Here is a 19699-nt window from a genome sequence, read left to right as displayed (position 1 = left end):
TTATGCTCTTAGACTTTCTAAAAAGGCCACTGCAGCTGCATGGCTCACTGTATTGGCTTTAAAATGTTCCACGGCTGCTTCTTTCTCTTGTGGAGTGGCATTGAGTTGATTGAGGATATTCATCAAGTGCATTTTCATATGCCCTTTTTGAATTCCTGTGGTGGTTAGAGATCTCAAGGCAGCAAAGTTCTGAGCCAAACCAGCGACTGCCATGATCTGCATGAGTTCCTTAGCTCCAGGATTACCGAGCATTTCAAAGCACAAACGCACCAAAGGATGCAACTTAGTAAGGCCGCCTACGGTTCCAATTGCCAAGGGAATTTCAATCCAAAAGTGAAAGCGATCTCCCTCAATTTTGGCATGCGTCAAACTTCCGTAATGACCATTTTTACTGGCATAAGCATGTACCCCAGCTTCAACTGCTCTAAAGTCGTTTCCAGTGGCCAATACAACGGCATCAATGCCGTTCATAATACCTTTATTATGTGTTACTGCTCTGCGTACTTCTGTTTGTGCGATTTGAACAGCACGAACAAATTTGGTCGCAAATTCTTGGCCACTCATTCCCGCTTGTGCCAAATGGTCTATCGGGCAGCTCACTTCTGCTTTAACCAAACATTCCGGTACATAATTAGAAAGTATGCTCATTACCACCTCTAGACCATCGTCTTCAAGGATTAGGTCAGATTCAGCCGCTTCCCTTAGTAGTGAGGTGGCAAACTGTTCCAAGCAGCTGTTTATGAAATTTGCGCCCATGGCATCCAAGGTCTCAAAAGTGGCATGCAATTGATAATAACCCTTGAGCTCCGCAGTTTTGTCACGGAGTTCCAAGTCTACAATTCCTCCACCACGTTTGCGCATATTGGTAGTGATCTCATCACAGTCCGAAAGCAGTATCGGTTTGACTCGATCAAAAAACTGCTGTAAACGCTTTGGTTCTCCGTAGTAGTTTAAATGAACTTGACCATTTTTTACAGTGGAGATGATGCTTGCTTTAAAGCCACCTTTGTCCAACCAAAACTTGGCCGCATTACTCGCTGCTGCAACTACCGAGCTCTCTTCAATGGCCATCGGTATAGCGTAGAGTTTCTCGTTAATGGAGAAGTTGGGCGCAATGCCCAAGGGTAAGTAATAATTGGTCAGGGTGTTTTCTATGAACTCGTCGTGGAGTTGCTGAAGCTTCGTATCGGCGTTCCAATACTGCTCTAAAACTGCTACTCCTGCTTGAGGATCGTTAAAATAGTTTTCAGCCAACCAGCTGATTTTTTGACTTTTGCTCAGCTTGGAAAAGCCAGAAATTGGAGTACTCATAAGTGCGTAATAATTCCATTGCAAATATACTATTTTGAAAATGGAGGACTCTTAGAAAATTAGCGGGTTTTCTGCGTATTTAACACCAAAACAGCCCCTTTTTTGATGAATTTTTAGTAAACTTGGCCTTACAATTTTTTAACTCCTTAGACTATGCAGGGTTCAAAATGGATCTTGGGCGTTTTTCTACTTTGCGCCTCCCTCGGAATTGCACAAAAAAAACAAATAACCTTAGAAGACATTTGGAAAGGCTCGTTCAGAACCGAGTACATGGATCGCCTGCAATCCCTCAATAATGGGAAAGAATACGTAGTGTTAAATTATGACCGCAAGGCCAGAGCTTCTACCGTTGATGTTTATGATTACGCCACTTCGCAAAAGGTGCGTACCCTGGTTAACACACAGTCTTTAAAAGGTGTGGATTATATCATCAGTTATGAACTGAGTGAGGATGAGACCAAAATGCTCATCGCTACGCAACTTCAATCCATCTACCGTAGATCAACCTTGGGAACTTATTATGTTTATGATCTGGATTCGGAATCTCTAGAATTGGTTGCAGACATGCCTATTCAGGAGCCAACGTTTAGTCCGGATGGATCTAAAGTGGCTTATGGATACAACAACAATATTTACGTAAAAGATTTGGTTAGTGGTGAAACAACCGAAGTCACTAAGGACGGTAAAAAGAACAAAATTATTAACGGCATCACCGATTGGGTTTATGAGGAGGAATTCGGATTTGTAAGAGCCTTTGATTGGAACGCTGCCGGAACTCACATTGCCTTTATTCGTTTTGACGAGACTGACGTCCCTGAATTCTCTATGGACGTTTACGGTAAAGATCTGTATCAGACCCAACAAGTATTTAAGTACCCAAAAGCGGGAGAGGCTAACGCTAAGGTGAGTTTGCATATGCATGAGCTCAGCAGTGGCAATACCTCAAAAATTGACCTTTCTGCTTATAACTCGTATTATATCCCTCGAATTAAATGGACTAAAGATCCAGAGGTGTTATCTGTACAATTGACTAACAGAAAACAAAACACAGTAGATCTTGTTTTGGTCAACGCCAAAGACAACAGCAGTAAAATGGTGCTTCAAGACACAGACGCTGCCTATGTAGACATCACGGACAATCTAACCTTCTTAGCCAACAACAGTTTTATTTGGACCAGTGAGAAAGACGGGTGGAATCATATTTACCACTACGATAAGGATGGAAAGTTGCTCAACCAAGTAACCGACGGTGATTGGGAAGTAACCCGTTATTACGGTTTTGATACTAAAACAGGTCGCATTTATTACCAAAGTTCTGAGCGTGGAAGCATGTATCGAGATGTGTATTCAATTCTTCCAAGTGGAAAGAACAAAGTGCAATTGACTAGCCGTCCTGGAACGAACTCGGCTTCATTCTCCGCGGACTTTAGTTACTTCATAAATACCTTCTCTAGCGCTATGGTGCCGCCAGTGTACACTTTGCACAACGCTTTAGACGGAGAAAAGGTTCGCGAGATCTTGAACAATACAGAGCTCAGAACCAAACTCCTCGCATACGATATGTCTCCAAAGGAGTTCTCAACCATTGAGGTCAATGGGAATGAGCTCAATATGTATATGATCAAGCCTTCTGATTTTGATCCAGAGAAAAAATATCCGCTATTTATGTATCAATACTCAGGACCAGGGTCTCAAAATGTAGCAGACCGCTGGGGAGGATCTAATGATTATTGGCACAATATGTTGGCGCAACAAGACATTATTGTGGTTTGTGTTGACGGCCGCGGAACGGGCTTGAAAGGACGCGACTTTAAAAAAGTCACGCAATTGGAGCTCGGGAAATACGAGGTTCAGGATCAGATCGGAGCTGCCCAGCAATTGGCGCAGTTGCCCTATATTGACGGAGATCGTATTGGAATTTGGGGTTGGAGTTACGGCGGATTCATGTCTGCCAACTGTTTATTCCAAGGGGCTGACACCTTTAGCATGGCTATTGCAGTGGCTCCTGTAGGTAGCTGGCGTTTTTACGACACCATTTACACAGAGCGTTATATGAGCACGCCTCAAGAGAATCCGGGAGGTTATGACAACAACTCACCAATTTCTCATGTGGACAAACTAAAAGGTGATTTCCTTTTGGTTCACGGTACTGCGGATGATAATGTTCATGTGCAAAACTCCACGCGTTTAGTAGAGGCTTTGGTACAGGCCAACAAGCAATTTGATTGGGCCATGTACCCCGACAAAAATCACGGCATATACGGCGGGAATACCCGTTTGCATCTATATACCAAAATGACCAACTTCATTTTGGATAACCTATAAAACGAAAAACTAACTAAAACGAGATTTATGGAATTTAAATACGGAGGCTCGGAAACCAACCAAAGAACGGTTCTAGGACATCCTTCTGGACTGTTTGTTTTGTTCTTCACAGAGATGTGGGAACGATTCTCTTATTACGGCATGCGCGCTTTGCTTGTTCTGTTCTTAACAGCGGCAATAATAGGCGAAGGCGGCTGGGGTTGGGAACGCTCAGAGGCCTTGTTACTTTATGGATGGTATACTGGTTTGGTATACATTACCCCCATCATAGGTGGTTTCATTGCGGATAAGATTATGGGCTATCGCAACGCGGTAGTTTTAGGTGCCTTTTTAATGACCTTGGGGCACGCTTCCATGGCCTTAGAGGTCACAGCAGACTTGTTCTTTTACGCTGGCTTGGGTCTTTTGATTATTGGAAATGGACTATTTAAGCCGAATATCTCGTCTATCGTTGGACAATTATACAAGACCCAAGGCAAGGAGAAAGACGCGGGATACACCATTTTCTATATGGGAATCAACGCAGGAGCTTTCTTAGGTATTTTGCTTTGTGGATATATTGGAGAAACTGTAGGCTGGCACTATGGATTTGGTTTGGCTGGAATTTTTATGTTCTTCGGAATGCTTCAGTTCTACTTTGCACAGAAGATCTTCGGAAACATCGGACTCAAGCCAAATCAAACAGACGATCTTGACGATGTTGTTGAAGATGCTGTAGAAGACATGAAAGACGACGTAGAAGACGTCATGGATGAAGCTGCCAAGTCTAAAGTGGTTTCAGACCGCTTGAAAGTAATCGGAGTATTTGCCTTCTTTACGGTATTCTTCTGGTGGGCCTTTGAACAGGCCGGTGGTTCTATGACCATCTTTGCAGCAGATTATACCGATCGCGTTTTGGAAGGAAGCGGAGCTACAACCTTTAAGATCGTTAACGCATTACTGACCGTAGTGCCAATGATGATCATTACGTATGTACTTTACTTGCTGTTCAAACAAACGTTCAAGAAATACGCCCTTTCCAATATTTTATTGGGATCCAGTTTTGTGATCATTTGGGGTATCATCATTTGGATGTTGAATCTTGAATTCTCTAAGGACATTGCAGAAGTAAAGGCTTCTTGGTTCGGAATTCTGAATTCCTTCTTCATCATTGCCTTTGCGCCGCTGTTTTCTAAGATCTGGACCAGTAAATACAATCCTTCAGGACCTGTGAAATTTGCCATTGGTTTGATGCTTCTAGGCTTCGGATTTGCCATTTTGGCCTTCGGATCCATGGGAATCCCATTAGGAGCTAAAACAGCCTCTGTGAGCATGATCTTCTTAGTACTGGCTTATTTGTTCCACACCCTTGGAGAATTGTGTATTTCTCCTGTGGGACTGTCTTATGTGAGTAAACTGGCTCCTCTGAAGTTGGTTGGATTGATGTTTGGAGTTTGGTTTGTGGCCAACTTTATCGCTAACCTTACTGCAGGTTGGACCGGTAGTTATATCGATCCGATTGTAGAAGAGTATGGAATGAGTACCTTCTTCTTGATCTTTACCCTGATCCCTGTTGGAGCGGGTATCGTTATGCTGATCCTAAACAAGACCTTGATCAGAATGATGCACGGCATCCGCTAGGTTCTGTTAAACAATACATAAATAAAAAAAGCGTTCCCCTTAAACGGAACGCTTTTTGTTATGTTTGTAAAGAACCCCAAGTTTTACGACTGAAAGAGAAATGACTGTGTGATGAAAAATTACCTTAGCCTATTGCTTCTATTGCTTGCTGCAACAACATTTGCTCAGGACAAAATTCAATGGATGACCATGAATGAAGCCCTTGCAGCACAAAAAGAAGAACCCAAAAAGATCATTATGGATGTCTATACCAACTGGTGTGGACCTTGTAAATTGATGGATCGTGACACCTTTGGCAATGCTAAAGTTGCGCAGTTTATCAATGAGAATTACTATCCTGTAAAATTCAATGCTGAAGGTACAGAGCCTGTGGACTATCAAGGCTTTGTGTATACCAATCCGAATTATAAAGAAGGACGTCGTGGGCGCAATGCTACACACTTTTTTGCCGATGCTTTGCGTTTACAAGGATATCCGAGCATTGTTTTCTTTGAAGAGGATGGAACCTTGATCCAAGCCTTACCGGGCTTTAGATCACCTGCTCAGATAGAGATCTTTTTGAAAATGATCGCTAATGACGACTATAAAGAGCTCACCACGGCCGAAGCCTGGGCAGACTATCAAAAAAACTTTAAAGGCACATTTGAGTAGTATTTATTAGCAAAATTTTCCATTACTCAAATACAAAGGCTCCTTGTTGCGACGTATCGTAAAACGGGAGCCTTTCTTTTTTGGCGGATGCCGCCCAGCGCGCTTTGTAACTAGCATAAGAACTGCCATCGGCTAGGATCATTTGAGGCTGATAGTGCCTGATCCAGCGATCCAAGTGTATTCTTGCGTTTTGACTCAGCAGTAATATATCTATCGATTTTATGGAGGCATCTATAGGATAGCTTCCATCAACAACTAAAATGCTACATCCGCGGTAATAAAAAATAGATGGTAATTGATGTTCAGTGATTTCTTCAATTCTGTTCTTTCGTTTAAAGGCCTGTAGGCTGTAGGATTCCTTTTGAGACGAAGTACTGAAGACCGCTAAAGATCTTCCATTGATCTGCCAGAGTGTGGTCTGCCCGAATTGATCACTCAGGATCAGTTCATGCCTTTCCCGCGGGAGTTCCAATTGCCAGATACCAACAATTGCAACCACAATAAAAGCTAATTCTGGAAAAGCGCGTTTGCTTCGCCTAAATAAGAGGTGACCCAAAACGAGTGTTGAAAATAAAAGGCCTATCAAAGTGTAGCTCCCAAAATGAGGTGTATCTATAATCGATGCTGGTAAGTCCGCAATCCAAGTCGTGAAACTTCGAAGCATAGTTATTGCCCATTCTAATGCTTTAATGGGAAGCGTAAAATCGGGCCAAACGGCCAATATTCCGAGACTTAAAAGTCCACCGATCATTACAATCCCGATCGCAGGCACAACCACTAGATTGGTTACCAAAAAATAGGATGGGAATTCGTGGAAATAATACAAACTCAGTGGGGCAGTCCCCAATTGCGCAAGCAGAGAAAGACCTATCCATTGCCAAATACGCAAGCCAATGGAGTGTTTTGTTGGGCAGTACAGATTCCATTTGGGCAACAGCCAAAGAATAAAGAATACGGCGGTATAACTGAGTTGAAATCCAACCTGAAAGGCGTAGAAGGGATCAATCAAGAGTAAGATCCAAAGCGAGGTGAATAAGCTGTTTATTCCATGATAACGCCCCAAGAGCTTGCCCACAATCAAACAGCTGAACATGGTTGCTGCACGCAGCACAGAAGTACTGGCACCACTCATAAAAGCAAAACCCCAAAGGCATAATAATAAGCAAAGCGCGTAGATGATCTTTCCATGAGGCAATCTTTTTAAGAATGCTAGAACCCATCCAGCAAAAAGGGCAACAATTCCAAGGTGCAAACCTGAAACTGCTAGCAGATGTGCAATTCCCGCATGAGCAAACTGTGCTTTTGTTTCTGGTCGAAGTTGTGCCTTGTAGCCTAAAAGCAGCGCCGCCAACAGTTCATAATTGGCAGATTGAGTTAGTTTGGATTCAAGGAGATTCACCCAATAACGCTGCCAGAGTTTGGGATAATGCTTCAGAGCAGGTTTGAATTCGCCAAACGGAAGGAATTGATCTGCTGTAGCTTTTATACCAAATGCTATATGCTGGTATTTTAGGTAGTTGGCATAATTGAAGTCTGCTGGATTTTTGGGTGCTTCAATGGGTTTAACCAAAGCGGTAGTTTGCCATACAGCACCTTCTAAAAAGTAAAAACAGCTCTCGTCTTTTTTAATGCGCAATAGAACTGGGAGGTTTCTGTGGGAACCGAAATAGTTGATTTTCGCCTTATACTTGAGGTAATAAGGGGATTCAGAAAGCAGCTGTTCTATTTGCAGGTCAACAACACTTCCTTTGCTATAGGTTTTGGAGTGGTGCGTCTGACTTTGTTCAAATCGTTGGTAGGCATTGGAGATCAAAAGGACTCCGCAGAAAAAAGTCAAGCTATAAGCCAGTAGGGTGAAGCTCCATTTTTTTAGATTAGGTGCGTAGCTGATTGATCTTGAAATCCAAAGGAGTACAAACAGTAAGCCAGTAACAACTGTAATCGATTTTATGGGTAATTGAATGTAATCTCCTAGCAGGATTCCGCAGAGAAATAAAAGTCCAAGTCGGACTAAAGGAAAGTTTAAAAACTCCATAGCAGTTCGCCATTTTGGGAAGTGCTACGGGCTGTATTAAGTTAATGAATTAAAGCACGCGCCTAGCGCCTACAAAGGCACTGCGCCAATAATTCTCTGTCAATTTAGAAACAATTACCCCACGGGAAGTCGTAGCGTGAATAAAAGCAATCTCACCGCCGCTATTGGAAACAATGAGTCCCACATGGTTAATCACATTTCTGCTTTTATTGGTCTGAAAGAACAGCAGATCTCCAGGGTTGATCTCTGAGAGTGAGATCGCCTTCCCGCGCGTGGCCATATCTCGGGATACTCGTGGCAGCTGTAAACCGGCTTGTTGGAAGGAAGTAAAGATCAAACCAGAACAGTCCATTCCAGATCTTGAGGTGCCTCCATAACGGTATTTCACTCCTTCAAAACTCTTGGCGTAACTAATGATCTGCTCCGCTTTTGCGTTAGAATTTGTGGCACTGCTAGTAGTACGGGTAGTGGTTTTTGTAGTGCGAGAGGTTCTTGTGTTTTGCTTGGATCCGCAGGCGATCATGAGCAACAACAAGGGCAGCAAGTAGTATTTTTTCATGTAAGGTTAAGATTTTGGGCTGCTTAAACTTACGTAAAATTATTCAATGGATTTATAAATTAAGCCCGCTGTTTTCGCGCTAGCACCCGTTCCACCGAGCTTTTGCTCCAAGTTGTAGTAGTCTAAGAACAGTTCTTTTCTGTGGTCTTCATCCAAAATTTTGTCGAGTTCTTGGGCCAATTTTTTGCTGTTGAATTCTCCTTGGATGAGTTCGGTCACGGCGGGTTTATCTAAAATGAGATTGACCAGTGAGATATAATCTAGTTTGATCAGGCGTTTGGCGATCTGATAGGAGATCCAACTGCCTTTGTAACAAACTACTTGTGGAATTTTGAACAGAGCTGTTTCTAAGGTTGCTGTTCCAGAAGTTACCAAAGCTGCATCTGCCACACTGAGCAAATCATAGGTCTTGTTTTGAATAAAGGCTGCATTTCTGCCTTTGACGATCTGCTTGTAAAAGCTAGCATCCTGACTTGGAGCTCCCGCAATTACGAATTGATGGTCTGGGTATTTGGGCACAAGATTCAACATCACGTCAAGCATGGTGGTGATTTCCTGCTTTCGACTTCCGGGCAGCAAGGCAATTATTGGACGGCTGTCCAAACCGTGATCCGCTCTAAATTTTTCAGGGTTTACAGTAGGTCTGTCCGCAATGGCGTCCAAAAGCGGATGACCAACAAAATGAACAGGAAACTGATGCTTTTGCTCATAAAAATCCTTTTCAAAAGGAAGGATTACATACATGGCATCCACATCTCTCTTGACCTTTTTGATCCGTCCCTCTTTCCAAGCCCAAAGTTGTGGAGAGATGTAATAATGCGTGGGATAACCTTCTTTCTTGGCCCATTCGGCAATGCGAAAATTGAATCCGGGGTAATCAATAAAGATCAAAACATCCGGAGCAAATTCCGTAATGTCGGCTTTGCAAAACTTGATGTTCTTTAAAATGGTTCCCAAATTGGCAACCACCTCGATAAACCCCATAAAGGCCAGTTCTTTGATGTGTTTCACCACTGTAGCTCCCTCTGCAGCCATCAGATCACCACCCCAACAACGGATCTCCGCCTGAGGATCTTCCCTGCGTAAGGCTTTGATCAGGTTAGAGCCGTGTAGGTCTCCAGAAGCTTCTCCAGCAATGATATAATACTTCATCGGTTAGGCTATAAAGTAGAGGATATAAGTGGTGATTGCGGCAACAAAAGTCGCCATAACTACCCCGCGAGCCTCGTATTCTTTGTTGCGTTTTAAAAGTCCGAAAAACAGCAGCAGGTTGGGAAGCGCTCCCAGAGCAAGGATCATCCAAAAGGCATCAGAATTCCAAAATACCCTAAAAGTAGAGGCAAAACCACGACCTTTTACCTGTGCAATAATGAAAATACAAAGGCTGATTCCAATGATGTTGGTCGCCAATCCGGCGAGCAGCCCTTTGAGGATTCGTTGTTTCATAAATCAGGCGTATCGAATTAAATCCGAACTTAGTTTATCCCTGCTAAAGTAAGCATTTTAAGCGCGATTTACGGCCATTTTGGTTTAACAAAAAATTAGTACCAACACTGCGGAATGGCACGGTTTTTTCTATAATTTAGAGAGCTTATAAAAGATGATGTAATGCGATTAATGAAAAAGAATTTTAAACTGTTGATGTTGGCCGTCTTTGTGGCCGCTGCATCTTGCAGTTTTACTACTAAAAGTTTTGAAGATCCCGATAAAGATAAACTCCTCGTTGACCTGATCACTTACGTATTGGAAAGAGGACATTACGACGCTAAATCCTTGGATGACGATTTCTCCGTTGCGGTTTATGAAGACTTTATCGACAATGTGGATCCGATCAAAAGATATTTCCTAGCTTCTGATATTGCTGAGTTTGAGCAGTACAAAACCTCTATTGATGACCAACTCTTAGCCAAAGAATTGGATTTCTTCAATTTGGTGTATAGCCGTTTGGATCAGCGAATTCAAGAAGCACAAACCTACTATCCGGAGATCTTGAAGGAGCCTTTTGATTTTGGAAAGGACGAAGAGATCAACGTAGATTACGACAATATGCCTTATGCAGATAGCAAGAAGGCCTTAAAGGATCGTTGGAGAAAGCAGTTGAAGTACACTACGCTTTCTACCTACTATGACAATATTGAAGACAACCTTTTTAAAGTTGAGAATGAAGAAGACTACACGCCAAAGTCTAAAGCACAGCTTGAGGCTGATGCGCGTGAGACTACTTTAAACAGCTTTAACGACAACTACAGTTTTGTAAATGATTTAGAGCGCAAAGATTACTTTGCCGTTTTCTTGAATTCTGTGGTGATGCAGTTTGACCCGCACACCAACTACTTTGCTCCGCCAGATCGCGATCGTTTTGATCTACAAATGTCTGGACGCTTGGAAGGGATCGGTGCGCGTCTTCAAAAGCAAAACGACTACATCAAAGTGGTGGAGATCATCAACGGAGGTCCTGCCTGGAGAGGCGAGCACATCAAAGCGGGTGACATCATCATGAAAGTGAAGCAAGAAGATGAGGATGATCCTGTAAGTATTGTTGGAATGCGTGTTGATGATGCTGTTAAGCTCATCAAAGGCCCAAAGGGAACTAAGGTGACCTTGACCATCAAACGTGTTGACGGTACTATTGAAGAAGAGACCATTACTCGTGATGTTGTTGAGATTGGAGAGACTTACGCCAAATCGGCCTTGATCCAAAAAGAGGATCGCAAGTTTGGTTTGATCAACCTGCCAGCCTTCTACTTCACTATGGAAGATTATGAAGAGCGCAATGCTGCTGCTGACGTTAAAAAACAGATCATCGCCTTAAAGCAACAAGGGATGGAAGGTCTTGTTTTAGACTTAAGAAATAACGGTGGAGGTTCATTGAGAACTGCTGTGGATATTGCTGGATTGTTCATTAAAGATGGACCGGTAGTACAAGTAGCTTCTAACGGAAAGCGTAAAGAAGTCCTTTCAGATCGCGATAGCGAGGTAGTATGGGATGGACCTTTAGTGATCTTGGTGAACGATGCTTCAGCATCAGCTTCAGAGATCTTGGCAGCTGCCATGCAAGATTACAAACGTGCCGTGATCATCGGTAGTAAGCAAACTTACGGCAAAGGAACGGTTCAAAATCTGTTGGATTTAAACCAGTGGTTGCGCAACAACGATATGGGCGATATGGGTGCCTTAAAATTGACCACACAGAAATACTACCGCGTTAATGGAGGTTCTACTCAATTAGAAGGGGTAAAGAGTGATGTGGTTATGCCTGGGCGCTATGCCTATCTAGACATCGGGGAGAAGGAATATGACAATCCGCTTCCTTATGATAAAATCACTCCTGCTGACTATACACCTTATGACGGTTATATTGACTATGAGGCTACTATCAAGCGCAGTAATGAGCGTATGGCCAAAAGTGCTGAGCTCAAATTGATTGATGAGAATGCCAAGTGGATCAAGCAGCGTCAAGATGAAAACGTGGTTTCTCTAAACTTGAATGCATATACACAAGCAATCAAGGATCGTGAAGAGTATGCCAAGAGATTTGATGTTTTGGAGGATTATGAGTCTGGATTGGATTACACCTCCTTACCTTCAGAGTTGGCATTGATTGAGAAAGATACTACCTTAGGGCAGAACAGACAGCGCTGGCATAAAAACCTCAGAAGCGACATTTATGTAGAAGAGGCTGTTAGCGTACTGGAAGACCTGAAGTTAAACAACATTAGACAAGGTAGCTTTGCCAAGATCAAAGACTAAAGACATTTATGGGGAAATCTGATTCCTTAACAGCACAAGCGCTCCGAAAATTCAAAAAGAATTTTTGGGGCGTTTTTAGTTTAGCCATATTGGTGCTTGCTGTGCTGGTGGCGATCTTTGCCTACGCGCTGGCGCCAGATAATTCCCAGAATGCCAATCAGATGCACGTTTCTATCCATTCAAAGTCACCTGGCTTTGCAGTGGATCTATTAACGCTTCCGTCTGATTTTGTGCAAGAGCAATCGGCTATCAGTGCCTTTTTTACGGGTCGTAAGACCAGTGATTCAGAGATTCCAATTTCCGGTTACTCGCTAACTGATTCCGGCATAGAGATCACCGAATACGCCCAAGACGGCCTAGAAGGATTGCAAAAGGAATATCATTTAAAGAAGTTTCCCAAAGCGAGCACTCCAGAAGAAATTGTTACGTATTACGTTCGGAATCAGAAGTTCAGTTTAGGCACGGATAAATACGGGCGAGACCTGTTGAGCAGAATGCTTGTGGGTATTCGCATTTCCTTGGCCATTGGCTTTGTGTCTGTGTTGATCTCCTTATTGATCGGGATGTCTCTTGGAGCCATTGCTGGTTATTTTGGGGGCCGAGTAGATACCGCCATTATGTGGATCATCAATGTGACTTGGTCCATTCCTACCTTGCTTTTGGTTATTGCCATAACCTTGGCTTTGGGGAAAGGCTTTTGGCAGGTTTTTATTGCTGTTGGACTCACCATGTGGGTAGAAGTAGCCCGTGTAGTGCGCGGGCAAGTAATGAGCGTTAAGAATATGCAATATGTTACTGCGGCTAAGGCGTTGGGTTACAGCAATTGGCGAGTTATCACCAAGCACATCATCCCTAATATTTTGGCTCCAGTGATCGTTATTTCTGCAGCAAACTTTGCAGCTGCCATTCTCATTGAAAGTGGCTTGAGCTTTTTGGGTATAGGTGCGCAACCGCCCATGCCGAGCTGGGGTGGAATGATCAAGGATCACTACAACTATATAGTTTTGGGCAAACCCTATTTAGCAATAGTACCCGGGTTGGCCATTATGACCCTAGTAATGGCCTTTATGCTTATTGGTAATGCGCTTAGAGATGCGCTTGATGTCAAGATGTAAAAATGAATCGGAAGTATATATATATCCCATCCTGATCGTTGTAGTAACCATTGCCTTGTATTATTTGGAGGGCTATATCGATAATAACCCTGTGGGAGGCAACAGAAGTGGATGTCGATAACAGCTCTGATACTTTTGGAGCAGTGCTATACCCTGCCGGAGATGCTTGTGGTAAGTCATGATTATTACACTTTATCCTACAATGAAACTCATGAACAAGCCAATTGGGTAGCGTATACCTTACGAGAAGAGCAGGTGGTAAATAATGATTTTGACCGTCCGTATTTTGAGCAAGATCCCAAGGTGAAATCCAAGTCCGCACATTGGCGGAACTATAAGAATTCGGGTTACGACCGTGGACATTTAGTAGCTGCAGCCGATATGGAATTTAGTTACGACGCTTTTAAGGACACTTTCTTTACCAGTAATATCAGTCCGCAACTGCACGATTTTAATAGCGGTGTTTGGAATTATTTGGAGCAGCGTGTGCGTCGCTGGGCCAAGGAAAATGATGATGTCTTTGTCATTACAGGTGGCGTGCTTAAAAACCCCATAGATGCTATTGGTTCTGAACAGGTGAGTGTTCCTGCTGCTTTTTATAAAATTGTTGTGGATAACCTATCGCGGGGAGTATCGCGTTATTGCTTTTTTGATTCCCCATCGAGAGGACATTAGCCGCTATTCGGATTATATCGTATCTGTGGATGAGATCGAGCAGGCTACAGGGATCGACTTTTTTGCGAAACTTCCCTCCGCTGAGCAGGAAGAACTACAATCCAGAATAGACCGACTGTATTACAATATAGATTAGCGATTGATAAAGTTGCTGGAGTCTAACTTAACAAAGATGAACAGCAAGATCGTAAAGCCCCATAGTGCAGATCCTCCGTAAGAAAAGAAGGGGAGTGGTATTCCCACTGTTGGGAATAAACCTGTAACCATTCCAATGTTTACAAAGAAGTGAAAGAAGAGGATAGCTGCTACACTGTAACCATATACGCGGGCAAACTGTTGCTTTTGCCTTTCTGCTAAGATCAGCAGGCGAATGATCAACCACAGAAAGAGGATCAACACAAAGATGCTTCCTAAAAAGCCCCATTCTTCACCTACCGTACTGAAAATATAATCAGTGTGCTGTTCCGGGACAAAGTTTCCTTTGGTCTGAGTTCCTTTGGTCCAACCTTTACCCAAAAATCCGCCGCTACCAATAGCGATCTCACTTTGATTGGTATTGTATCCAATGCCTCGCGTATCTACTTCTTTCCCCAATACAATATTGAAACGATCCCGGTGGCGCTGTTCAAACACATTGTTGAAAATATAACTCACAGAAAATGCGAAGCCCACACAGGCTCCGGTAATGATGACATATTTACCCAAGTTGCGTTTCTTCTTTCTGTTCTTGAACCAAAGCAAAAGAGCAATTACAGCCACGGCTGCGGCTACCCAATAAGCGCCGATGAGCAGGGTTGAAATGAACAAAAAGGCAGCAATAAAGCCCAAGAGTAGGTAAATGAAATGCAAACCTTCTCTGTAGAGCGGAAAGATCAAAGCAGTAAAGATTAACGCACTCCCAGGGGTCGGGCTGTGGCACGATCAACAAGGCGGGTAAAAGGATGATCAAAAAGGCCTTTAATTGATGATTGAACAGCTTTATATTGGTTTGAATATCACTGAGGTATTTACTCAAGGCAAGTGCCGCCGCCGCTTTAGCGAATTCCGACGGTTGTAATCCGAAGGAGCCGAAAGAATACCAGCTGCGCGCTCCATTGATGTCCTTTCCAAAGATAAATAGCCCAAGTAAACTGGCTAAAGCGATCAAGTAGATGACGCTGGAGAAGCGTTCATAGAACTTAGCATCTACAGCCAAGATGAACACAATGAGCACCAAGCTCAGACCAATAAAGAACAGTTGCTTGGCGTAAATGTTGTCGAGGTTCGTAAAGGAAACTGCGGTATCTGAAAGTGAGGCTGAATAAATATTCATCCAGCCTGCAGCAACCAAAAGCAAGTAGAGGATCACGGTGATCCAGTCAATATTTTGAAGCGTGCTGTTGCGTTGCATTATTGGTTGATTAAAAAAGGCTCTCCTAAGAATGGTTTGGCGTATTCGTCTTCCAAGCTGCCGTTAATCACAAAATCCTCCATGTCTTGGCGCGAGATCTCACCGCGTAAATATTTTTCAATCATCAGTCCGGCGATTCGTCCTGCCCAACGAGATCCCCAATAACCATTCTCTACAAAAACAGCAATGGCAATTTTAGGGTCGTCTTTTGGAGCGAAGGCCACAAAGATGGAGTGGTCCGTCAATTGAACAACTTCTCCATCAATTCGGGTAAAGTTTTCCGCTGTACCGGTCTTTCCGCAGATCTCAATACCAGGAATCTGAATATACTCCGCAGTACCTTCATTGTACACGTCAAACATGCCTTCAATAACAGGATCAAAGTGCTCTGGAGAGATGGAGCTATAGTGTTTTTCCGTGTATTTCTGTGGTAAGGTATCTACGCCTTTGATCTGTTTAATGATATGCGGACGATAGAACCAACCTTTGTTAGCAATCACAGATGCGGTATGAGCCATCTGCATGGGTGTCATAGTGACTTCTCCTTGACCAATGGCATTGGAGATGGTTGCTGTTGCGTACCAGCGGTACTTCGGATAATTATAACTGCGGTTGTAGAAATCAGAGTCTGGGATATAGCCCTTGCGGCCACTGGGTAAGTCATAGCCCATATAGTTTCCAAGCCCAAAACTTTCTAAGTGATTGTGCCAAGCGTCTATTCCTTCTTGAGGGCTGTCATATTTTTCAATGGTTCGCCTGTAAGCTGTACAAAAGTAAGTGTTGCAAGAGTTAGCAATACCTCCAACCATATCTAAGGGTCCGCGGTGGGCGTGGCAACCAAGTGGTTTGCGTCCGCCGTAATAATAAGCTCCACTACAACTGATCCGCTCATCTGCGGTGATCACTCCTTCCTCTAGCGCGATCAAAGAGGTCAAGGCCTTAAATGGAGAACCAGGCGCGTATTGTCCCTCTAAAACACGGTCAAAAAGTGGCTTGGCAATGGAATCGTTGTAAAGCGCGGTATAATTTTTAGAACGCTTGCGGCCTACTAAATAATCCGGGTCGTAAGAAGGCGCGGTAATCAAGGATAAGATTTCTCCGGTCTTAGGCTCAATGGCAACAATGCCGCCGCGTTTGTTTTGCATCAACAATTGACCATACGCTTGAAGTTCAGAATCTAAGGTCAACACGATATCGCGTCCAGAAACCGGAATGGTGTCAAAGATTCCTTCTTTATACGGACCGATGTCTTTGTTGAAGCGATCCTTTTGAATGTACTTAACACCTTTAACTCCGCGAAGGACTTCTTCATATTGCTTTTCTATACCCGTCATACCGATATAATCTCCCAAACGGTAATAAGGATTACGCTTCATGATGCCGTCATTAACCTCTCCAATGAATCCTAAAACATTAGCAGAATGGGCTACCTGATAGTCTCGCAAAGAGCGTTTCTGAATAAAGAAGCCCTTGTATTGATACATCTTCTCCTGCAAGGCGGCAAACTCTTCCTTGGTGAGCTGCGGCATAAAAGGCGAAGGAATTCGAGGTGAATAGGTCCAGGCCTTGCTCAGCTTTTTGTCAAATTCTTCCCTGCTGATTCCCAAATCCTCAATAAAGGAAAGTGTATCCAAATCTTTAACGTTTCGCGGGATGACCATGATGTCATAGGCAGGTTGATTGGCCACTAGGAGTTTTCCGTTTCTATCAAAGATGAATCCGCGCTCGGGAAAGTCATAAACCATTTTAATGGCGTTGTTCTCCGAGAGCTTCTGAAAACTGGAATCGTAGATCTGCAGATAGAAGAGGCGGGCGGCGAATACCAATCCGCTGCACAGGGTAAGTCCTAAAAGCAAGAGTTTTCTCATCGTTTTCTGGAGCCTAAAAGGATGAAACTTATTAAGATCAACAAACTACTAAACAGTACCGAGAACAAGGTTGATTTTAAAACCAGCGCCCATTGGCTCAGGCTAAAGACTTCCAAGCTAAACAGTATAAAATGATGTACAAAATCAGCGCCCAAAACATAAGTAATGATCCCGCCTAAAGGCATTTCAATGATCTTTACCACATTGTATTCATAGCTTATTCCAAAAGAGGTCTTTAAAAAAAGCGGGCGGCTGTAAGCCATCGTTACACTAGCAACGGCATGAACCCCTCCGGTATTGCTAAAGATGTCTACAAATAATCCTAAAAGAAAACTACTAACGAGCAAAACCGATCGATTTCCAGTAACCGGGAACCTCAAAATATAGATCACATATAGGAATGGAACGATATAGCCAAACAAGGCCACATTGTTCAAAACCAACACCTGCAAGAGCAGGAGCAGCACAAACCGAATACTATTGGAGATCACCTCATTCTTCATCGGGGATGGTTTCTTCTAGTTCCTGAATCTCTGACGCGTCTGGCATTTTAATGACATAGGCCGGACCTAAATTGGTCATATCGTTAAACAGTTTGATTTGCACCACGTAGTAATTGCCAGATTGATCCAGTTCATAACTTTCAATGGCCCCAATGGGTATTCCTGCCGGGAAAATGGTAGAACGCCCTCCCGTCACTATACTGTCGCCTATGGCTAAAGGTGCGAGGCGTTGTACATCTATTAGCTGTACAATATTCGGATCTCTGGTGTCCCATTGCAGGGTGCCAAAATGATTGGATTTAGTGAGTTTAGCGTTTATGCTGGATTGAGTATTTAAGATCGACAAGACCGTTGCATAGCCGTTGGAAGTCTTATCTGTGATTCCTAAAATTCCGTTGGGACTTACTACCCCCATACTGGTTTGTATACCTAATTTCTCACCGCCTTTAATGGTCAAGTAATTTTTTGTTCTGCTGTAGTTGTTGTTGATCACTCGAGCCGGAATATAATCTACGGCTCCCCATAAAGAACTCAGCGAAGCTTGACTTTGAAAAACGGAATCCACATTGCCCACAGCCTCTCGTAATTGACTGTTCTCAATTTGGAGCAACTCATTTTGCGTCTTAAGGTTCAAGTAGTCGCTTATTCCAGAGGTCCAACTAAATAGAGTTCCGCTAATGCCATTGGCAGCGCTGAGGTATTTTCCAGAATGATAGGATCGGGATTGAAAGGTGAAATAGAGTCCGAGCAGCACCAACACGCAAAACAACAGAAAATGCCTCTTTCGAATAAAGAAATTAATTAGCTGCTGCATGCTTGGTGACTATTACGGGATCAACACACTTTTGTACTTGCTTATGTTTTTTAAACAAATTCCGGTTCCGCGAACTACCGCTCGCAACGGATCTTCTGCGATATAAACAGGCAGGTCTGTCTTCTGAGACAAGCGCTTGTCCAATCCGCGAAGCATAGAACCACCTCCGGCCAAATAGATTCCGGAGTTGTAAATATCGGCAGCCAATTCTGGAGGAGTTTGAGAAAGGGTCTCCATCACGGCGTCTTCAATACGCAAGATCGATTTGTCCAAAGCTTTGGCGATCTCACGGTAAGAGGTCTGGATCTGCTTCGGTTTCCCAGTTAGCAGATCACGTCCTTGAACGGCCATATCGTCTGGCGGTAATTCAAGGTCCTCAATAGCAGCTCCGATCTGAATCTTGATCTTCTCTGCTGTGCGCTCCCCAACGTAAAGGTTGTGTTGGGTACGCATATAGTAAATGATGTCGTTGGTGAATCCATCACCTGCGATCTTCACAGACTTGTCACAGACAATTCCGCCTAAAGCGATCACCGCGATCTCCGTGGTTCCCCCACCGATATCTACAATCATGTTTCCTTTAGGCTGCATGATGTCAACTCCAATACCAATAGCGGCGGCCATAGGTTCGTGGATCAGGTAGACTTCTTTACCGTTTACTTTTTCTGCGGATTCTTTTACCGCACGCATCTCCACTTCTGTAATACCACTCGGAATACAGATCACAATACGCAATCCAGGCTTGAAGAGTTTTTTCTTAATAGCCGGGATGTCTTTAATGAACATATTGATCATCGATTCTGAGGCGTCAAAGTCTGCAATTACGCCGTCTTTAAGCGGACGAATCGTTTTGATGTTCTCATGAGTTTTTCCTTGCATCATATTGGCCTCACGACCTACGGCAATGATTTTGCCTGTGGAACGGTCTCTGGCCACGATAGAAGGCGCGTCTACCACCACTTTGTCATTGTGTATAATCAGGGTGTTAGCAGTGCCCAGATCGATTGCTATTTCCTCTGTTAAGAAGTCGAAAAATCCCATAAAATTGTGCGTGCAGCTTTAAAATTAGTGGCCTGAAGATCA

General features: G+C 43.4%; 17 protein-coding genes and 1 pseudogene. 8 read left to right on the top strand and 10 right to left on the bottom strand.

Features of this window, described 5'->3' with window-relative positions; genetic code table 11:
* A complete protein-coding gene (locus ACSLP7_RS08620) occupies positions 1 to 1311 on the bottom strand; it encodes a hydroxymethylglutaryl-CoA reductase, degradative (protein ID WP_435578913.1) in 1311 nt (436 codons plus the stop codon).
* 153 nt (positions 1312 to 1464) lie between these two features.
* Between ACSLP7_RS08620 and ACSLP7_RS08615 the strand changes: the two genes are divergently transcribed.
* The 3 genes from ACSLP7_RS08615 to ACSLP7_RS08605 all read left to right on the top strand — a co-directional run bounded on the left by ACSLP7_RS08615 (position 1465) and on the right by ACSLP7_RS08605 (position 5907).
* A complete protein-coding gene (locus ACSLP7_RS08615) occupies positions 1465 to 3636 on the top strand; it encodes a S9 family peptidase (RefSeq protein WP_435578912.1) in 2172 nt (723 codons plus the stop codon).
* A gap of 27 nt (positions 3637 to 3663) precedes the next feature.
* On the top strand, positions 3664 to 5256 hold the full coding sequence (locus ACSLP7_RS08610) for a peptide MFS transporter (RefSeq protein WP_435578911.1): 1593 nt from the start codon (positions 3664 to 3666) through the stop codon (positions 5254 to 5256).
* Positions 5257 to 5367: 111 nt separating this feature from the next.
* Complete coding sequence (locus tag ACSLP7_RS08605) at positions 5368 to 5907, top strand: thioredoxin family protein (RefSeq protein WP_435578910.1); 540 nt, start codon at positions 5368 to 5370, stop codon at positions 5905 to 5907.
* Positions 5908 to 5929: 22 nt separating this feature from the next.
* Here ACSLP7_RS08605 and ACSLP7_RS08600 read toward each other — a convergent pair whose 3' ends face one another.
* The 4 genes from ACSLP7_RS08600 to ACSLP7_RS08585 are packed head-to-tail and all read right to left on the bottom strand — an operon-like array spanning position 5930 to position 9947.
* Positions 5930 to 7942, bottom strand: coding sequence for a ComEC/Rec2 family competence protein (locus ACSLP7_RS08600; protein ID WP_435578909.1), 2013 nt, complete (start codon positions 7940 to 7942; stop codon positions 5930 to 5932).
* A gap of 49 nt (positions 7943 to 7991) precedes the next feature.
* On the bottom strand, positions 7992 to 8501 hold the full coding sequence (locus ACSLP7_RS08595) for a C40 family peptidase (RefSeq protein WP_435578908.1): 510 nt from the start codon (positions 8499 to 8501) through the stop codon (positions 7992 to 7994).
* A 39-nt stretch (positions 8502 to 8540) separates the two neighbouring features.
* A complete protein-coding gene (gene lpxB / locus ACSLP7_RS08590) occupies positions 8541 to 9653 on the bottom strand; it encodes a lipid-A-disaccharide synthase (RefSeq protein ID WP_435578907.1) in 1113 nt (370 codons plus the stop codon).
* 3 nt (positions 9654 to 9656) lie between these two features.
* Positions 9657 to 9947, bottom strand: coding sequence for a hypothetical protein (locus ACSLP7_RS08585; RefSeq protein WP_435578906.1), 291 nt, complete (start codon positions 9945 to 9947; stop codon positions 9657 to 9659).
* A 171-nt stretch (positions 9948 to 10118) separates the two neighbouring features.
* Between ACSLP7_RS08585 and ACSLP7_RS08580 the strand changes: the two genes are divergently transcribed.
* Genes ACSLP7_RS08580 through ACSLP7_RS08560 form a run of 5 tightly spaced genes read left to right on the top strand, consistent with a single transcriptional unit; the run spans position 10119 to position 14177 of the window.
* Positions 10119 to 12251 (top strand): carboxy terminal-processing peptidase, encoded by a 2133-nt coding sequence (locus tag ACSLP7_RS08580; RefSeq protein ID WP_435578905.1) that lies wholly within the window; start codon positions 10119 to 10121, stop codon positions 12249 to 12251.
* Positions 12252 to 12259: 8 nt separating this feature from the next.
* Entirely contained in the window at positions 12260 to 13366 is a 1107-nt protein-coding gene (locus ACSLP7_RS08575; protein ID WP_435578904.1) for an ABC transporter permease, read from the top strand.
* The gene (locus ACSLP7_RS08570; RefSeq protein ID WP_435578903.1) at positions 13353 to 13487 is read left to right on the top strand and encodes a hypothetical protein; all 135 of its coding nucleotides are present in this window, start codon (positions 13353 to 13355) and stop codon (positions 13485 to 13487) included. The genes ACSLP7_RS08575 and ACSLP7_RS08570 overlap by 14 nt, the downstream gene beginning before the upstream one ends.
* Complete coding sequence (locus ACSLP7_RS08565; protein ID WP_435578902.1) at positions 13478 to 14041, top strand: DNA/RNA non-specific endonuclease; 564 nt, start codon at positions 13478 to 13480, stop codon at positions 14039 to 14041. Before ACSLP7_RS08570 ends, ACSLP7_RS08565 begins: the two co-directional genes overlap by 10 nt.
* Positions 14016 to 14177 (top strand): hypothetical protein, encoded by a 162-nt coding sequence (locus ACSLP7_RS08560; RefSeq protein ID WP_435578901.1) that lies wholly within the window; start codon positions 14016 to 14018, stop codon positions 14175 to 14177. Before ACSLP7_RS08565 ends, ACSLP7_RS08560 begins: the two co-directional genes overlap by 26 nt.
* Here the strand turns inward: ACSLP7_RS08560 and rodA are convergent.
* From rodA to ACSLP7_RS08535, 5 genes and pseudogenes are all read right to left on the bottom strand, one after another.
* Positions 14174 to 15431: pseudogene (gene rodA / locus ACSLP7_RS08555) on the bottom strand (rod shape-determining protein RodA). The gene ACSLP7_RS08560 and the pseudogene rodA overlap by 4 nt on opposite strands.
* Positions 15431 to 17299, bottom strand: a complete 1869-nt coding sequence (gene mrdA / locus ACSLP7_RS08550) for a penicillin-binding protein 2 (protein ID WP_435578900.1) — start codon at positions 17297 to 17299, stop codon at positions 15431 to 15433. Before mrdA ends, rodA begins: the two are co-directional and overlap by 1 nt.
* A complete protein-coding gene (gene mreD / locus ACSLP7_RS08545) occupies positions 17296 to 17802 on the bottom strand; it encodes a rod shape-determining protein MreD (protein ID WP_435578899.1) in 507 nt (168 codons plus the stop codon). Before mreD ends, mrdA begins: the two co-directional genes overlap by 4 nt.
* A complete protein-coding gene (gene mreC / locus ACSLP7_RS08540; protein WP_435578898.1) occupies positions 17792 to 18616 on the bottom strand; it encodes a rod shape-determining protein MreC in 825 nt (274 codons plus the stop codon). Before mreC ends, mreD begins: the two co-directional genes overlap by 11 nt.
* Before the next feature lie 12 nt (positions 18617 to 18628).
* Complete coding sequence (locus ACSLP7_RS08535) at positions 18629 to 19657, bottom strand: rod shape-determining protein (RefSeq protein WP_435578897.1); 1029 nt, start codon at positions 19655 to 19657, stop codon at positions 18629 to 18631.
* Positions 19658 to 19699: the final 42 nt, after the last annotated feature.

The sequence above is a fragment of the Gilvibacter sp. genome, from assembly GCF_965601605.1.
GTDB lineage: Bacteria > Bacteroidota > Bacteroidia > Flavobacteriales > Flavobacteriaceae > Gilvibacter.
The sequence above is the reverse complement of the archived record's forward strand: the minus strand, read 5'-3'. Positions and strand labels throughout refer to the sequence as shown.

Excerpts from the sequence above, each read along its gene's own strand:
- ACSLP7_RS08620 (WP_435578913.1), bottom strand. The coding sequence starts at position 1,311 with ATGAGTACTCCAATTTCTGGCTTTTCCAAGCTGAGCAAAAGTCAAAAA.
- ACSLP7_RS08615 (WP_435578912.1), top strand. The coding sequence starts at position 1,465 with ATGCAGGGTTCAAAATGGATCTTGGGCGTTTTTCTACTTTGCGCCTCC.
- ACSLP7_RS08610 (WP_435578911.1), top strand. The coding sequence starts at position 3,664 with ATGGAATTTAAATACGGAGGCTCGGAAACCAACCAAAGAACGGTTCTA.
- ACSLP7_RS08605 (WP_435578910.1), top strand. The coding sequence starts at position 5,368 with ATGAAAAATTACCTTAGCCTATTGCTTCTATTGCTTGCTGCAACAACA.
- ACSLP7_RS08600 (WP_435578909.1), bottom strand. The coding sequence starts at position 7,942 with ATGGAGTTTTTAAACTTTCCTTTAGTCCGACTTGGACTTTTATTTCTC.
- ACSLP7_RS08595 (WP_435578908.1), bottom strand. The coding sequence starts at position 8,501 with ATGAAAAAATACTACTTGCTGCCCTTGTTGTTGCTCATGATCGCCTGC.
- lpxB (WP_435578907.1), bottom strand. The coding sequence starts at position 9,653 with ATGAAGTATTATATCATTGCTGGAGAAGCTTCTGGAGACCTACACGGC.
- ACSLP7_RS08585 (WP_435578906.1), bottom strand. The coding sequence starts at position 9,947 with ATGAAACAACGAATCCTCAAAGGGCTGCTCGCCGGATTGGCGACCAAC.
- ACSLP7_RS08580 (WP_435578905.1), top strand. The coding sequence starts at position 10,119 with ATGAAAAAGAATTTTAAACTGTTGATGTTGGCCGTCTTTGTGGCCGCT.
- ACSLP7_RS08575 (WP_435578904.1), top strand. The coding sequence starts at position 12,260 with ATGGGGAAATCTGATTCCTTAACAGCACAAGCGCTCCGAAAATTCAAA.
- ACSLP7_RS08570 (WP_435578903.1), top strand. The coding sequence starts at position 13,353 with ATGTCAAGATGTAAAAATGAATCGGAAGTATATATATATCCCATCCTG.
- ACSLP7_RS08565 (WP_435578902.1), top strand. The coding sequence starts at position 13,478 with ATGTCGATAACAGCTCTGATACTTTTGGAGCAGTGCTATACCCTGCCG.
- mrdA (WP_435578900.1), bottom strand. The coding sequence starts at position 17,299 with ATGAGAAAACTCTTGCTTTTAGGACTTACCCTGTGCAGCGGATTGGTA.
- mreD (WP_435578899.1), bottom strand. The coding sequence starts at position 17,802 with ATGAAGAATGAGGTGATCTCCAATAGTATTCGGTTTGTGCTGCTCCTG.
- mreC (WP_435578898.1), bottom strand. The coding sequence starts at position 18,616 with ATGCAGCAGCTAATTAATTTCTTTATTCGAAAGAGGCATTTTCTGTTG.
- ACSLP7_RS08535 (WP_435578897.1), bottom strand. The coding sequence starts at position 19,657 with ATGGGATTTTTCGACTTCTTAACAGAGGAAATAGCAATCGATCTGGGC.